This window comes from Bacillus sp. AFS055030 (genome assembly GCF_002574545.1).
Taxonomy (GTDB): domain Bacteria; phylum Bacillota; class Bacilli; order Bacillales; family Bacillaceae_G; genus Gottfriedia.
On record NZ_NUGT01000016.1, the window covers coordinates 1 to 16,179 of the forward strand.

The 16,179-nt window shown below is 34.6% G+C and carries 17 protein-coding genes and 2 riboswitches; of the genes, 7 read left to right on the top strand and 10 right to left on the bottom strand.

All coding sequences use genetic code 11. The features are described 5' to 3' along the window. Positions 1–151: 151 nt before the first annotated feature. A complete protein-coding gene (gene poxB, locus CN925_RS06325) occupies positions 152–1,888 on the bottom strand; it encodes a ubiquinone-dependent pyruvate dehydrogenase (RefSeq protein ID WP_098845416.1) in 1,737 nt (578 codons plus the stop codon). Positions 1,889–2,138: 250 nt separating this feature from the next. Here poxB and CN925_RS06330 point away from each other — a divergent pair, with 250 nt between their 5' ends. Beyond that, positions 2,139–2,516 carry a MerR family transcriptional regulator gene (locus tag CN925_RS06330; RefSeq protein WP_098845417.1) on the top strand — a complete coding sequence of 126 codons (378 nt, stop codon included), beginning with the start codon at positions 2,139–2,141 and terminating at the stop codon, positions 2,514–2,516. Positions 2,517–2,538: 22 nt separating this feature from the next. Further along, entirely contained in the window at positions 2,539–4,203 is a 1,665-nt protein-coding gene (locus CN925_RS06335) for an acyl-CoA dehydrogenase family protein (RefSeq protein ID WP_098845418.1), read from the top strand. Between the two features lie 65 nt (positions 4,204–4,268). Here the strand turns inward: CN925_RS06335 and CN925_RS06340 are convergent, their stop codons facing one another. Beyond that, a complete protein-coding gene (locus CN925_RS06340; protein ID WP_098845419.1) occupies positions 4,269–4,817 on the bottom strand; it encodes a hypothetical protein in 549 nt (182 codons plus the stop codon). Between the two features lie 117 nt (positions 4,818–4,934). On the opposite strand from CN925_RS06340, the gene CN925_RS06345 reads away from it, so the two are divergent. The 4 genes from CN925_RS06345 to CN925_RS06360 all read left to right on the top strand — a co-directional run bounded on the left by CN925_RS06345 (position 4,935) and on the right by CN925_RS06360 (position 8,746). Then, positions 4,935–5,234: a metal-sensing transcriptional repressor gene (locus tag CN925_RS06345; protein WP_098845420.1), complete on the top strand. Its 300-nt coding sequence runs from the start codon at positions 4,935–4,937 to the stop codon at positions 5,232–5,234. Positions 5,235–5,249: 15 nt separating this feature from the next. After that, a complete protein-coding gene (locus CN925_RS06350; protein ID WP_098845421.1) occupies positions 5,250–7,643 on the top strand; it encodes a heavy metal translocating P-type ATPase in 2,394 nt (797 codons plus the stop codon). A 12-nt stretch (positions 7,644–7,655) separates the two neighbouring features. After that, on the top strand, positions 7,656–7,856 hold the full coding sequence (locus CN925_RS06355; RefSeq protein WP_098845422.1) for a cation transporter: 201 nt from the start codon (positions 7,656–7,658) through the stop codon (positions 7,854–7,856). 83 nt (positions 7,857–7,939) lie between these two features. After that, entirely contained in the window at positions 7,940–8,746 is an 807-nt protein-coding gene (locus tag CN925_RS06360) for an EexN family lipoprotein (RefSeq protein ID WP_098845423.1), read from the top strand. Between the two features lie 63 nt (positions 8,747–8,809). On the opposite strand, the gene CN925_RS06365 is transcribed toward CN925_RS06360, so the two are convergent. The 5 genes from CN925_RS06365 to CN925_RS06385 are packed head-to-tail and all read right to left on the bottom strand — an operon-like array spanning position 8,810 to position 12,542. Next, positions 8,810–9,856, bottom strand: coding sequence for a ThiF family adenylyltransferase (locus CN925_RS06365; protein ID WP_098845424.1), 1,047 nt, complete (start codon positions 9,854–9,856; stop codon positions 8,810–8,812). Next, positions 9,853–10,620: a thiazole synthase gene (locus tag CN925_RS06370; protein ID WP_098845425.1), complete on the bottom strand. Its 768-nt coding sequence runs from the start codon at positions 10,618–10,620 to the stop codon at positions 9,853–9,855. Before CN925_RS06370 ends, CN925_RS06365 begins: the two co-directional genes overlap by 4 nt. 2 nt (positions 10,621–10,622) lie before the next feature. After that, positions 10,623–10,826 (bottom strand): sulfur carrier protein ThiS, encoded by a 204-nt coding sequence (gene thiS / locus CN925_RS06375; RefSeq protein ID WP_098845426.1) that lies wholly within the window; start codon positions 10,824–10,826, stop codon positions 10,623–10,625. Between the two features lie 26 nt (positions 10,827–10,852). Further along, complete coding sequence (thiO, locus tag CN925_RS06380) at positions 10,853–11,944, bottom strand: glycine oxidase ThiO (protein WP_098845427.1); 1,092 nt, start codon at positions 11,942–11,944, stop codon at positions 10,853–10,855. Further along, positions 11,928–12,542: a thiamine phosphate synthase gene (locus tag CN925_RS06385; RefSeq protein WP_098845428.1), complete on the bottom strand. Its 615-nt coding sequence runs from the start codon at positions 12,540–12,542 to the stop codon at positions 11,928–11,930. The genes thiO and CN925_RS06385 overlap by 17 nt, the downstream gene beginning before the upstream one ends. A gap of 90 nt (positions 12,543–12,632) precedes the next feature. Then, positions 12,633–12,742: riboswitch (TPP riboswitch) on the bottom strand. A 232-nt stretch (positions 12,743–12,974) separates the two neighbouring features. Beyond that, a riboswitch (TPP riboswitch) is annotated at positions 12,975–13,089 on the top strand. Between the two features lie 136 nt (positions 13,090–13,225). On the opposite strand from CN925_RS06385, the gene thiC reads away from it, so the two are divergent. Further along, a complete protein-coding gene (gene thiC, locus CN925_RS06390; protein ID WP_098845429.1) occupies positions 13,226–15,004 on the top strand; it encodes a phosphomethylpyrimidine synthase ThiC in 1,779 nt (592 codons plus the stop codon). A 247-nt stretch (positions 15,005–15,251) separates the two neighbouring features. On the opposite strand, the gene CN925_RS06395 is transcribed toward thiC, so the two are convergent. From CN925_RS06395 to CN925_RS06405, 3 genes are all read right to left on the bottom strand, one after another. After that, on the bottom strand, positions 15,252–15,431 hold the full coding sequence (locus CN925_RS06395; protein ID WP_056467551.1) for a small acid-soluble spore protein H: 180 nt from the start codon (positions 15,429–15,431) through the stop codon (positions 15,252–15,254). 144 nt (positions 15,432–15,575) lie between these two features. After that, positions 15,576–15,701 carry a YjcZ family sporulation protein gene (locus tag CN925_RS06400; protein WP_098845430.1) on the bottom strand — a complete coding sequence of 42 codons (126 nt, stop codon included), beginning with the start codon at positions 15,699–15,701 and terminating at the stop codon, positions 15,576–15,578. A 171-nt stretch (positions 15,702–15,872) separates the two neighbouring features. Next, complete coding sequence (locus CN925_RS06405) at positions 15,873–16,133, bottom strand: hypothetical protein (RefSeq protein ID WP_098845431.1); 261 nt, start codon at positions 16,131–16,133, stop codon at positions 15,873–15,875. Positions 16,134–16,179 lie beyond the last annotated feature (46 nt).

Here is a 16,179-nt window from a genome sequence, read left to right on the forward strand (position 1 = left end):
TAACAGGTTCATGAGGAAGTACACCAGCGAAAATGTGAAAGTTCCTTACTCCTGACAGGTTTTAGTGGAAATCACCCAAAAATTGGTGTAGTTGACAATCTCATTTTTCAACACTCTGAAAGAACCCGTTCAAATCGAACGGGTTCTTTCATTATAGATGGAATCGGTCTAAAAGATTCGTTTTAGCAAGATCAATGACGTCACTTGCATGTCCATTTAATACAGCTTTTAATGTCCATAATGTAAATCCATGTGCTTGTTCAATAGTTACTTTAGGAGGCATTGCTAGTTCTTGACGGTTTACTAAAACATCGATTAATGTCGGTCCATTGTGTTCAAACGCACGTTGTACAGCGGATTCTAAATCAGCGGGATCCTCAACACGAATACCTTCAATTCCCATTGCTTGTGCTAAAGATGCAAAGTTAGGATTTTCTAGAGATGTTCCAGTTTCTAAGTAACCAGCAGCCTTCATTTCTAATTCTACGAAACTTAGCGCACTATTATTAAATACAACCATTTTTACAGGTAATTTATGTTGATGTATTGTTAATAAATCTCCCATTAACATTGATAATCCACCATCACCGCATAACGCGACGACTTGACGACCTGGTTGTGAAACTTGAGCACCGATTGCTTGAGGCATGGCGTTGGCCATCGTTCCATGATTAAATGAACCAAGTAATCTTCTTTTTCCATTCATTTGTAAATATCTTGCAGCCCATAAAGTTGGCGTACCGACATCACATGTAAAGATAGCATCTTCACTTGCAAGGTCACTTACAATTTTAGTTAAATACTGAGGGTGGATCGGTGTACGTCCTGGTGTTCCTACAGCAAATTTATCTAAGTCTTCACGAACATTTTTATATGCTGCAACATACTTTTCTAGATGGCTTGAATCTTTTACATCAGTTAAGAGAGGTAATAACTGACTAATTGTTTCTTTTACATCTCCGCATAGTCCATAAGTAAGTGCAGCTCGTCGGCCTAGATGCTCAGCTCGAACATCTACTTGCAAGATCACTGCATCGTCTGGGTAAAATTGTCGATACGGAAAATCTGTTCCAAGCATTAATAAAACATCGCAATCCATGATCGCGTGATACCCTGATGAGTAGCCAATTAATCCGGTTAACCCAGCATTGTATGGATTATCGTATTCAAGGAATTCTTTTCCTCTAAGTGCAATAACCATTGGAGATTTTAACTTCTCACAAAGGAGCATTAAGTGAGAATGAGCACCTTCACATCCTGCTCCGCAAAGTAATGTAATTTTCTTACCATCGTTAAGAAATCCTGCCAGTTTTTCCAATTCAGGTTTAGATGGACTAATCAGTGGATTCGTTACGTGAATAACTTGTTCAGGAACTGTTTGACGATCTTCTAAAGCAGCTATGTCTCCCGGTAAAACAAGTACAGATACACCTTTTCTTGCGATTGCATGTTGCATTGCGATCGTTGCTAGACGAGGCATTTGTTCTGCTCTATATACCGTTTCACAAAAATGACTGCATTCTTTAAATAATTGCTCAGGACGAGTTTGTTGAAAATACTCACTTCCAATTTCGATGCTTGGAATCTGAGCAGCAATCGCAAGCACAGGAATACGGCTTCTGTGACAATCGTATAATCCGTTAATTAGGTGAAGATTACCTGGACCACTGCTTCCTGCACAAACTGCAATACTTCCACTCATTAGCGCATCTGAACCTGCAGCAAAAGCCGCAACCTCTTCATGGCGAACGCCAATCCATTCAATTCTTTTTGAGTTTTTAATTGAATCCAAAACAGCATTTAAAGAATCGCCAACAATACCATAAATTCTAGTAACTCCTGCCTGAATCAATGAATCAATCAGTAAATCTGCAATAGTTTTCCTCATTGAAATCTCCTTCTAGTTCACTATGATTAGGAACTAATTGAATTTAATAAGCCTAAGGCTACAGATAAATTTATGCTTTGCAGAAATTCAAAACGTTATACCAAAAAAAGGCAGGAAAAGTAGAAGGTAGTAAGAATACATATTTTTAAAAAGTCCTTTATCTTCAAATTTTTTGTCGAAGGAATCTATCTTGAAACTTACGCTTACGTAAGATTTATAATGAAGCTATAGCTAGAAGGAGGAGGGCATTTTGACATTCTATTCGATTCGAGAGATGACAAATGATTTTAACATGACTCATAGAACTCTTAGGTATTATGAAGAAATCGGATTATTGATGCCTACCTATACAGAAAGTGGTAGAAGAAGGTACTCTCAAAAAGATCGTACACGTCTTTATTTAATACAAAGAGGTAAAAATTTAGGCTTTAATCTGCAAGAAATAAAAGAAATGATAGATTTATTTACGATTGATCAGACAGGTGAAAAACAATTACAAAAAACAATTGAATATGGAAATCAGAAGGTTATAGAGTTAGATAAAAAAATAAACGATTTAATTCAATTAAAAGAAGAAATTATTAAAATGAAGGGTAAACTTGAGCGGAATTTATTAGAGATTCAGTAATAATACTTGGAGGGAGAAGTACATGAATTTTTATAAAGAAGATCCTAATCTACAGATGACTTTAAGAAAATATTTTAATGAAGATTTTTTTGCATGGGCTAATAAAGAATTAGAAGAATTTGGAGAGCTTTGTGCGAATGAAATCGATCAACGTGCAATTCACACAGATCGAGAAGGTCAACCACGTTTAATCAAATACGATGCATATGGTAATGATATTTCACATGTTTGGGTAAACGAAGGTTATAAGCAAACTGTAAAAGATACTTATAATAGAGGGATTGTTAGCTATATTCATAAACCAATTCCAGAACTTGGTATAAAGGGGAATTATATTTATTCCTATGCGCAAGGTTATTTATTATCACAGACTGAAGCTGGGTTTTATTGTCCAGTAACATTATCAATGGCTGCTACGTTTTTAGTTGAAAGATATGCAAATGAAGCATTAAAAGAAAAATATCTCCCGCATTTATTATCGACTGGGGAAACAGAATTATATGAAGGAGCGACCTTTTTAACTGAAAGACAGGGTGGTTCAGATGTTGGGGCCAATGTAGTAAAAGCAGTTAAAGAGGGAGAGTATTATCGTATATACGGAGAAAAATATTTTGCTAGTAATGCAGGTCAATGTGGGATTACAACGATTTTAGCAAGAATTGAGGGAGCTGTACCTGGAAGTAAGGGATTAAGTTTATTTTTAGTGCCTTGGAAGAATGATGACGGTACAAATAATGGATTCACGATTCGTCGCTTAAAAGATAAGTTAGGTGTAAGAGCAGTTCCATCAGGAGAAGTTGAATTTAATGGAGCGAAAGCATTTCTAATCGGAGATCCTTCCAGAGGAATTAACTACATGATGGAAGCATTGAATTTATCTAGAATATGTAATGCTGTAGCTTCTGTTGGAATTATGAGAAGAGCTTATGTAGAAGCGAAAAAATATGCTGAAAATAGACCAGCATTTGGACAAATATTAACGAATTTTCCAATGATACAAGAGACATTAGCAAAACTTGCAACCATTCAGGAAGTACAAACAAGTGCAGTATTTAATTTAGTGGCCTTATATGATCGAGTGGTTGGTAATGAAAATGGAACAACCGAAGAACAAACATTAGTAAGACTTTTAATTGCTATATTAAAAATGCGTACTGCAGAAGAAGCAATTCATTTCTCACATGAAGCGATTGAAATGCATGGAGGGAATGGTTATATTGAAGATTTTGTTACACCTCGACTTTTACGAGATGCTCAAGTACTTACAGTTTGGGAAGGAACAGCAAATATTTTAGGTTTAGAGATTTTAAGACTATTTAACAAAATGAATGGTTATCAAGTTTTTAAATCATATATTGAAGAAAAATTAGTAAATACACCTCAAACATTAGTAGATGAGAGTGAAATCGTAAAGAAAAAGCTAGAGGAATTAAATGAAATTGTTCTTTATACAGCTAATTTAGATGCTAATACTCAAACATATAATGTAAAGAAAATCGCAAATAAAATGGCAGATTTAGTTGAGGCAGTTACTGCTCTTGAAGATGCAAAAGAGCATATTCGAAAAGAATACATTGCAAAAGTATTGATCCATGAACGATATTTTAAAGATGAAATTAATAAGGAACAAATTCATTTAAAGTATTTTGATGAAATTGTTCATTACAAAGTTTCAATTAATAAATGAAATGCTCTACTAAATAGAAATTTTTAAAATAGGAAAGACACCCTATATTTGAGGGTGTCTTTTTACTATTTCAACTCATTCATATTATAGTTCTTGGAAACAGAAGTAGTTTCAAAATGAGTAAAAGAATAAAACACAGTTAAGATGAGCAACATGCTAGAAATAATAATTACTGGAAAGAATGATGATAGTAGTTTTGGAAATCGCTGACTTAAAAACATAGTAGAACAAAATATGCATGAACAAGTTACTAATAATAAACAAATTAATAATAAAGCTTTTGCCTCACTTATAGATACCATGACAACAATCATACTCCCCATCATACCGGCCATCATTCCAGTAAAGATCCCCTCGATTAGTGCAAGAAAATGTAATCGAAAGCCGATACATAATCCGATGAGTGCAGATACGCCCATTGAAATAAGTAAGGAATTGAAAAATTGTTGGTGATTTGAAAGTGTAATGAGCACACCTATTGTTAAACCAGTAGACATACTGATCATCATCATATACATCATTTGATGCATCTGGTCATTATTTTTGGGTTTGAGATGGATTGAAATGATCGTTATAAAGAGCATTAAACTAATACATACCCAACTGGTGAACATATATGATACCCCCTAACTAGTCGCTTTTTTATCATCATATGGACAACATAAAATAATTAGAATTAAAAATTGACACCTATACCCCCTATGAGTATATAATGATAGTGAGGTGATAAGATGGAAAATTGCCATGATGATCAAATGGTTCCAAGAAGTGAAGAAGAAATTAACGATTTAATGAAACGTCTTCGCAGAATAGAGGGGCAAGTAAGAGGTATTCAAAAAATGGTGGAAGAAGACCGTTATTGTATAGATATTTTGACACAAATTATGGCGGTTGAAGCCGCTATGAAAAAGGTAAGTTTTTCTTTAATTGAAAGACATGCGAATCATTGTATGGTTAAGGCAGTTAAAGAAAATAATGGCGAAGAATCGGTAAACGAATTAATGGAGGTTATTAAGCGTTACGTAAAGTAAAGGGGGGTGATTAGAATGAGTGATGCAAAGCAGTTAACCCTCGGTATAGAGGGGATGACTTGCGCCGCATGTGCAACCCGAATCGAAAAAAGCTTAAACCGAATGGACGGCCTACAAGCAAATGTGAATCTTGCATTAGAAAAAGCTACTATTATCTATGATACAGGGCAATATCAAACTTCTGATTTAATAGAAAAAATCCATTCGATTGGTTATGAGGTTGCAGTTGAAAAAATTACGTTAAATATTGAAGGAATGACATGTGCTGCTTGTTCAGCTCGAATCGAAAAAGTAATAGGAAAAATGGATGGGGTTGTTCAAATAAATGTGAATCTAGCTATGAATATAGCAACGATTTCTTATTTACCTGAAGTATTAAGAATTCAATCCATTATAGATAAAATTAGTCACATCGGTTATGTTGCATCCTTAAAAGACGAAAATGGAGTGAAAGAAAAAGACACAACAAGAAACAAACGGATTCAATTAATCGTTTCAATCTTACTTTCAATTCCGCTATTGTATTCGATGGTATCTCATCTGCCATTTAGTACAAATATTTGGATGCCACATTTATTAATGAATCCATGGTTACAACTTTTGTTTGCAACTCCAGTTCAGTTTATTATAGGTTGGCAGTTTTATGTCGGAGCATTTAAAGCAATACGAAATTATAGTGCAAATATGGATGTGCTTGTAGTCCTTGGAACTTCAGCTGCTTACTTTTATAGCTTAGTTGAGTCTATTAAGACAATAAATAATGGTATGTATACGCCACATCTATATTTTGAGACAAGTGCGGTTTTAATAACATTAGTTTTACTTGGAAAATATTTTGAGCATATTGCGAAAGGGAAAACGACTGAAGCAATTTCAAAACTCATGGAATTACAAGCTAAGGAAGCAATCGTTATAGAAAATGGAAAAGAAATTCATGTACCATTGGAAGCTGTAAAGGTTGGAGATCTCCTTCTAGTAAAACCGGGTGAGAAAATACCTGTCGATGGTATGATTGTATCAGGTGTTTCTACAGTTGATGAATCAATGATTACGGGTGAGTCATTACCAGTTGATAAAAAGGCTGATGATAAAGTTGTTGGGGCAACAGTTAATGGAAATGGTATTTTGACGGTTCGAGCTGAAAAGATCGGTAAGGATACGGCACTAGCAAATATAGTGAAAATAGTTGAAGAGGCACAAGGTTCAAAAGCTCCTATTCAAAGATTAGCAGATCGAATTTCGAATCTATTTGTTCCAATTGTAATTGGCATAGCTATATTAACATTTATCATTTGGTTTTTTGTAGTCGATCCACAAAATTTACCTAAGTCAATTGAAGTAGCAATAGCTGTTTTAGTCATCGCATGTCCTTGTGCTTTAGGACTTGCTACGCCAACTTCGATTATGGTTGGAAGTGGAAAAGGTGCGGAAAATGGGATTTTATACAAAGGTGGAGAATTTTTAGAAACGACACAAAAAATTAATACAATCATTCTTGATAAAACGGGTACTGTTACAAAAGGCAAGCCCGAAGTAACTGATCTCATTAATATAAATCAGCGAGAGGATTTATTGAAGCTCATTGCAAGTGTAGAAAAAATGTCAGAGCATCCACTAGCACAAGCAATTGTTCAATACGCTCTTAAACAGCAATTGCAACTAGCTGATATTACAGAATTTACTGCCATACCTGGATATGGAGTAGAAGCTTTGATTGAAAATAAAAAGGTATATATCGGTACTAGAAAGTTAATGAATGAAAAGAATATCGATTTTTCGCCAGTTGAAGAACAATTAATCATATTTGAATCTGCTGGGAAAACAGGAATGCTAGTAGCAATCGACGAGAAGCTGGAAGGTATTATTGCAGTAGCCGATACAATTAAAGAATCTTCAAGAAATGCGATAAAAGCATTAAAGGATTTAAAAATAGAAGTTTTTATGGTAACCGGTGATAATAAACACACAGCAAAGGCGATTGCAGATCAAGTTGGGATTGAAAATGTATTTGCTGAAGTTCTACCAGAGAAAAAAGCAGATATCGTTGCAAAACTGCAAAAACAAGGGAAGATTGTTGCGATGGTTGGAGATGGGATTAATGATGCTCCGGCTCTTGCTAAAGCTGATATTGGTATGGCGATCGGTACTGGTGCAGATGTGGCGATTGAAACAGCAGATGTTACGCTAGTAGGTGGCGATTTATCACATATTCCAAAAGCTATTAACTTAAGTAAGAAAACAATGAATAATATACGTCAAAATTTATTTTGGGCGTTATTTTATAACAGTTTAGGTATACCGATTGCAGCTTTAGGGTTGTTGCAGCCATGGATTGCAGGTGCTGCAATGGCTTTTAGCTCTGTATCGGTTGTCATAAATGCATTAAGGTTAAAACGCATAAAAATTTAGGAGGGTTTAGTAATGGAAACAGTTTTAAAAGTAGAAGGTATGACATGTGGACACTGCAAAGCTGCAGTTATGAAAGCGGTAGAAGGTGTGCCTGGTACAAATAATATAATCGTAAGTTTGGAAAATAAAGAAGTAACATTCAATACTTCAAACGCTGAAACAATTGAGAAAGTGAAAGAAGCTATTGAAGATCAAGGGTATGATATCGTTTAAACAAAGTGTTATCTAACAAATTAAAGGCGGACTACGGGTTCGCTTTTTATTTTGGGAAAAATACTATAGCGGGGGAAATTTAGATGAAATACATATTGTTATTACTTAGCTTTTTTACTGTTCTTGCATTAAGTGGTTGTGAAGGTAAGACACACACGGGATCAACTCATCAAAATATGAATCATGAAACAAAAGAAGAAATGAATTCTACTCAAGTAAAATTTTCATTTAATGGTAGTCCAGAGAGTGATAAGAAAGTAGAGTTACACATACAGGTTAATAGTTTAAAAGGTAAACCAGTTGATCAGTTCGAAATTGAACATGAAAAATTGATGCACTTGATCGTTGTAAGTAAGGATTTGTCATTTTTTGACCATTTGCATCCACAATATAAGGGAAAAGGATTATTTACAGTCACACCAAACTTCCCAAATGGCGGTGAATATAAGTTATTTGCGGATTTTATACCTAAGGGCTCCGATAAAAATTTAAAATCCGAATTAGTGAAAGTATCGGGACATCAAGCCAAACCAATTTCACTAATACCAGATAAAATATTAACAAAAGTAATTGATGGAAAAGAGGTTACTTTAAAATTTAATAAATTGACGACAAATGATGAAGTTAAAATGACATTTACGATTAAAGATGCTAAAACAAAAAAAGATATAAATGATTTACAGCCTTATTTGGGTGCTATTGGTCATGTTGTTGCGATTAGTGGGGATACGAATACTTACCTACATGTCCATCCGATGAATGAAAAATCGAGTGGACCTGATGCAGAATTTATGACTAGTTTTCCTAAAAAAGGATTATATAAAATATGGGGACAGTTTAAACAAAATGGTGAAGTGTTTATTGTACCATTTGTTGTGGATGTACCATAAATTAAACAGAAAAAAGCAGGGAACATTTTCCTGCTTTTTTCTATTATTTAGATCTTACTAGTTTTATAAAATATTTGGCTCCATATCTGCGGTTTTTTCTATTATATCAATAACTTTACGATAAAGTTCTTTCGCTACTGTAGGTTCCTTTGTCCCATGAATAATTGCTCGACCATCTTTAAATAAAACAATGCGATGATCTTCAATAGTACATGACAACAAATAAGGATTTACGATCAAATCATCTACTAATCCTAGTAATCTTTGAGAGAGGCTACTTAGTGTTGGTAGTTGAGGAGACTCTGTTTTTAATTGGACTGCATCTCTTCCGCATAAAACATATGACTTCATCTGGTCATCATTTTTTAAAAATGGATAACTTCTTATAGAGCCACATGTTGGGCACTTTTTATTTTTCAATTTTTCGATGTTTATATCAGACTTTTCATGCTTCCAAACATCAATTGATTGTAAGATTGGTGAAATTTCATAGTTCGTAAGATATTGCAGGGCATAGGTTACTTGGTAGGCAGCAATCATTTGTACAATTGGACTGATAACTCCTACTGTATCGCAAGTCATATTTATAGTTGGTATATGATTTAATAAACAGTTAAGACAAGGAGTTTTTCCTGGAATAATTGGAAACGAGAGGCCATAGCTTCCAACACACGCACCAAAAATAAAAGGAATACCATGCTTAATGGCTGCATCATTCACAACCATTCTAGTTTCGAAATTATCTGTTGCATCTAGTATGATTGTGTGACCTTTAATCAGCTCTTCAATATTAAGACTAGTAATATCTTTTATTATACTAGTAATGGACACTTCACTATTAATTTGTTGAAGTCGATTTTTAGCTGCAATTACTTTAGGTAATTTATTTCTAGCATCTTCTTCAATATAAAGAGACTGCCTTTGTAAATTTGTCCATTCGACGTAGTCACGGTCAACAATTGTTATATTTCCAATGCCTGCTCTGACAAGCATTTCTGCTATTGATGAGCCTAGTGCACCTACACCAATAATAATGGCACTGGATTTTTGCAAGTTTGATTGACGATCTTTTCCTAAAAATAATTCTTGTTTTGCATAACGGTTTGTCAAGAATTCACCAACCCTGTGATTGGGCTACTAGCTTCACCATAATTTTTTTCTTCAATTCTGCCTGCCTCATAACCAAGCCTTCCTGCTTCAATAGCAAGCTTCATCGCAACAGCCATTTTTACAGGATCTTTTGCATTAGAAACCGCTGTATTTAAAAGTACACCATCAGCTCCTAGCTCCATTGCAAAAGCTGCATCTTTTGGAGACCCGATTCCGGCATCTACTATAACAGGTACATTTGATTGCTCAATGATAAATTTTAGATTTAAAGGATTAATAATTCCTTTTCCGGAACCGATTGGAGATGCACCTGGCATAATCGCATGGACACCAAGTTCTTCTAGTCTTCTTGCAAGGACAACATCGTCAGAAGTATAAGGTAATACTATAAACCCTTCATTTAATAACATTTCTGATGCTTTTAATGTTTCGATTGGATCGGGTAGTAATGATTTATCACACCCAATTACTTCAACCTTGATCATATCGCATAAGCCTGATGCTTTTGCCAATTTTGCAATTCTAACTGCCTCTTTAGCAGTTTTTGCACCAGCTGTATTTGGCAATAATCTATATTTGGATAAATCTAATTGCTCAAGAAAATTTGGTTGAGATTCCTCAAAAATATTCATTCGTCTAACAGCAAAAGTTAGGATCTCAGCTTCCGATACTTCAACAGCTTCTTTCTGGACTTCAAATGAAGGGTATTTTCCTGTTCCTAATAATAATCTTGAATGAAACGTATGATTTCCTATTTTTAACATGATTAGCCACCACCTACAAAATGTATAAGTTCTACAGAATCTCCGTTAGAGAGATTAGTTAATGAATACTGCTCTTTATAAATAATTTCTTTATTAACTTCGACAATAACAATTCGGTTTTCTAATTGATATTCATTAAGCAGATCCTGAATTGTACAAGTTTTGCTGGAAATTTCGATATTCTTTCCGTTTAATCTTATTTCCAAATGTCTACACCCCCAAATCATTAAAGTTAACGATTGATTTTAAATGCTTCAATCCAGCTATGATCGACTTTTTGTTTAAGAATCAAATCCCGAATTAATTTTCCAGTTGCTGGTGCAAGTAAAACACCATTTCTAAAATGGCCGGTCGCAAATAAGATTTGATCATCCTCTGGATGAGTTCCTATAAAGGGATGATAGTCGAGCGTTCGCGGTCGTAATCCTGCCCAGAAAGAATCAATTTTCATCTCTTCAATTTCGGGAAGCATTTTTTTAGCGTTTTGTATTAATGACTCAATCCCTTTTAAGCTAGGGTTCTCATTCCATTCGTTATCCACCATCGTAGCTCCGATCACAAGGCGACCGTCATTTCTTGGAACAATATAATTTTGTTCATGGAAAAGAGTGTGTTTTAAAGCAACTTTTTCACTTCTGACCGAGATACATTCACCTTTAACGGGAATAATTTCGTGATGTAATCCAAGCTGTTGAAACAATGAATTACTCCAAACGCCGCTTGCAATTACAATCGTTTCTGCTTCAAAATTGCCATTTGTTGTTTTAATTAAATAATGTGAATCGTTTTTTTGAATCTGAAACACATGTGTATATTCAAAAATAGATGCACCTAACATTTGAGCACCTTTGCAAAACGCGTTACAGACAGAAACAGGTAATACATTTACATCGTCTTCAATATAAGCTGCTCCAATTATGCTAGGATGGACTCCAGGTATCTGTTTTTTTAACTCCTCCTGGTTATACCAAAGCGCTGAAGTTTGAGTGAGTAGCGGAGTTAATTGTTTTTTTTCTAAATCTGTATAAGCTAGTTTGAAAATGCCACCATTTTTAAGTTCAATATCAATTCCACAAAGTTCTTTTAATTCTTCTCTAAGGTGAAAATAAGTTAATTGACTGTTTCTAGCAAATGAAAAAAATGACTCAGATTGATCCCACTCGGAATGGGCACCAAGCATTCCAGCAGCAGCTTTAGTTGTTTTCTGTCCAACTTGCTGACCTTCAAGAACTGCGACATTTATGTTTTCTTTTGCTAGATAATAAGCTATTGAACAACCTATTATTCCACCACCAATTACAGCAACATCAAATTTCTTGTTCATAAGCAAATTTGCACCTTTCAAAATATTGCAGCGCAGCTTCTAGAGGATTTCGGGCAGAAAATATGCCAGACATTACAGCTATACCATCTATATCGTTCTCTTTTAGAACTTGGATATGTTCAGGTAATATTCCTCCGACTGCATAGATCGGTATCGTTAACGTTTTTTTCATTTCAGGAATTAGTTCAATCCCGTTTGGTGTTAATCCATTTTTACACTTAGTTTCAAAGCAATGACCGTACATAATATAGTCAGCTTGATCATTTTCTGCCTGTATTGCTTCAGTTAGTGTATGGACTGATTTTCCTACTCGTAAATTAGGAAAATATTCTTTTACATCAACAAGAGGAAGACCATGTCCTGGTAAGTGAATATTTGATAGATTAGAGAAAATAGCGATATCTAAACGATCATTTAAAACAATTTTTTTCATATCTACTTTGTTTAATTTTAGTAGATTTAAGAGTGATAGTAGCTCGATTGCTGTTTTGGACTTTTCGCGAATTTGTACATAGTCGACTGCATCGATTATTTGAATTATTTTTGTAGCAAGTACTTCGACTGAGTGCTGATCATCTGTAATTGCAATAAGTTCCATGTCCCAGCCTCTTTCATTTTCAAGATTTTTTCAAACAAAAAAACCACTTTCCTAAAAAAAAGAAAGTGGTTACATTACACGCGAAGAAAAATATAAAATGCGCCACTTTCCTACGCAGGTACTAGCCTGTTCAGGTTTTGAGGGTTTAAAAGTAACTACTTTATTCTCAGCCCTTATCAAGGGATCCCCTAGTGATGAATATGTATGAAAATTAATTTTAGCATAGCATATAAAAAATAATATTCAATACTAAATTTTTTTACTAGTCCATTTTTTTACTAGAAATATGGCTTGAAGTGTAGTGAATTCAAGTGTTTTTGAGAGTATAAAAAAACCATAATTTTTTTATTTTGGGATTTCTGTAAAAATTTAGGGAAATAAAAACATTTACATTTTAAATTTGCGGGTTTATATTTAGTTTGAACAATTTAATCGATTGACTAGGGGTGTCCAATTATTTGGGCTGAGAGAGAAACGTTATTAAGTTTCTTAACCCTCAGGACCTGATCTGGTTCATACCAGCGTGGGGAAGTTAGAAATTTTTCATTAATGATTATCTAATTGTTAATGTAGTTTTGCTAACACTTAGCCGGGTCTTTAAAATAAGACGCCGGCTTTTTTCATGCTTTGAATGGATTGGATTTCGTCCTTTTTAATCAAATTATAAAGGGGAATGAAATCAAATGAACAATTCTGTAAATGAAATGAATTTTTCTATCATGTCTAGTTTTTCAGGGAGTAAGAAAGTGTATGTTGAAGGATCTAGACCTGACATTAAGGTGCCAATGCGTGAGATTCAATTAAGCCCAACAACTGGCACTTTTGGCGAAGAAGAAAATGCTCCAGTTAGAGTATACGACACAAGTGGACCTTACACAGATTCAGCTAGCTCAGTTGATATTCGAAAAGGACTTAAGGCGATTAGACAAAACTGGGTAATCGAACGAAATGATGTTGAAGAGTATGAAGGGCGTGAAATAAAGCCTGAAGATAATGGATATCGAAAAGAGACAGATCAACAAAATGTTGAAGTATTTAAAGGGTTAAAAAGAAAACCGTTACGTGCAAAGGATAATCAAAATATTACTCAAATGCATTATGCTCGTAAAGGGATTATTACACCTGAGATGGAATTTATTGCGATTCGAGAAAATGTTTCTGCTGAATTTGTTCGTGATGAGGTTGCAAAAGGAAGAGCTGTCATTCCATCGAATATTAATCACCCTGAAAGTGAGCCAATGATCATCGGTCGTAATTTTCATGTGAAAATAAACGCCAATATAGGTAATTCAGCTGTCACGTCTTCGATTGAAGAAGAAGTAGAAAAAATGACATGGGCTACTCGTTGGGGAGCAGATACGATGATGGATCTTTCAACTGGGAAGAATATTCATACAACACGTGAATGGATCATCCGTAACTCACCAGTACCAGTAGGCACAGTTCCGATTTATCAAGCACTAGAAAAAGTTAATGGAATTGCTGAAGATTTAAGTTGGGAAGTGTTTCGAGATACTCTAATCGAGCAAGCGGAACAAGGGGTAGACTATTTTACGATTCACGCGGGTGTATTATTACGCTATATTCCATTAACAGCAAAACGAGTAACAGGAATTGTATCTCGTGGTGGTTCTATTATGGCTCAGTGGTGTTTAGCTCACCATAAAGAGAACTTTTTATATACTCATTTTGAAGAAATTTGTGAAATTATGAAGCGTTATGACGTAACATTCTCTTTAGGAGATGGTCTGAGACCAGGTTCAATCGCCGATGCAAATGACGAAGCACAGTTTTCCGAGTTAGAAACATTAGGCGAGTTAACAAAAATTGCATGGAAACACGATGTTCAAGTTATGATTGAAGGACCAGGACATGTACCAATGCACTTAATTAAAGAGAATATGGATAAACAATTAGAAATTTGTCAGGAAGCACCATTTTATACATTAGGACCGTTAACGACTGATATTGCTCCTGGCTACGATCACATTACATCAGCAATCGGTGCAGCAATGATTGGTTGGTTTGGTACTGCGATGCTTTGTTATGTAACTCCGAAAGAGCATTTAGGTCTTCCAAATAAAGAAGATGTAAGAGTAGGTGTTATTACATACAAAATAGCGGCGCATGCAGCTGACTTAGCAAAAGGACATCCCGGTGCACAAAAAAGAGATGATGCACTTTCAAAAGCAAGATTTGAATTTAGATGGCGTGATCAGTTTAATCTTTCTCTTGATCCTGAAAGAGCAGTTGAATACCACGATGAAACATTGCCTGCTGAAGGGGCTAAAACAGCACATTTTTGTTCAATGTGTGGTCCAAAATTCTGTAGTATGAGAATCTCACAAGATATTCGAGACATAGTAAAACAAGAAGAACTTCAGAATGATTCAACCATTGAAGAAGGAATGAAAGAAAAAGCACTTGAATTTAGAAAACAAGGCGGAGAAATCTATCAATAAGGGTGTGAGCCTTATATGAATAGGGTAGAAGAAATCATAAACGAAATAAAGAATCTAGAAAGAAATATGAATCAATTAAAAAGTGAACTGCACACAATTCAAAAAAATTGTGTGCATGATTTCCAGAAAAAAGATACGATACAAGAATGCCTTAAATGCAATCTAATCGAAAGCTTAAGTTGGTAATATGGAGTAACAAAGCAAAAACAAACCTCATTAATAAAGAGGTTTGTTTTTTACTCAAGAATTAATGTTCTGACAAACTATTGATTGAAACTTCTTCTTCTCGATCTGGTTGACCTAGCGGATAGATTCTGGCAGTTTCATTTGTCTCATCAACATGTTGAATGTAAATTGGCACTCCATTATATGTCACATTAGCCATCTCAGGTGAAGAAGCAATTTCTTGAGCGCGTTGTTTGTTCATAAGGAACCTCCTCTTAATTAAAAATAGAAACCTAACATATTATTAACAAGGGGATACCCTGAGTATTCATATTCAAGTACAAGTTTTTATATAAAAAAAAAAACTCCTGTTAAAATTTAACAGGAGTTTTATAGTTTTTATTGATTACCAGTGGTGTCCATATCCATCATATCCAGACCAGCAAGCTGCTCCAACAATGATTAATAAGATGAATAGAACAACGATTAAAGCAAAACCGTTAAGATGGTGTCCGTGATGTCCAGTACTCATACATGTGACCTCCTTCATACGATATTTAAGGGAAAACTCCCTTAGGGTCATGAACTAATTGAAATTACAATTAGGAGAGGTGGATAATGTATCGTATGTTTTTTTGCCAACTATGAAACTAGTCTATAATGTAATTAGGCTTATACCTAGACGTAAGTTTTAATAAATGATTTATTTTTCCTTAGGAAGTGAAATGGCTGTTTCAACTACATAACCATTTTGAAACTTCACAGCAATTGTACCTAAATAATTGTCAGTAGGCTGGAGTGATTCGGTACAAGTAAAATATCGAATATGCACTACTTCTTTTGTATCTTTACTAATCTTTTGACAAGCAAGTAAATTACTTAGTCGTTTTAGTGCGATATCTCGTTTCACTCCAATAAGATCTTTTTTAATAAATGATTCATAATAATTTTTTAATGGGAACATTTTAACAGCTCCTGTTCATTCGAAAATTAAAATTTCTTAAGTCGTA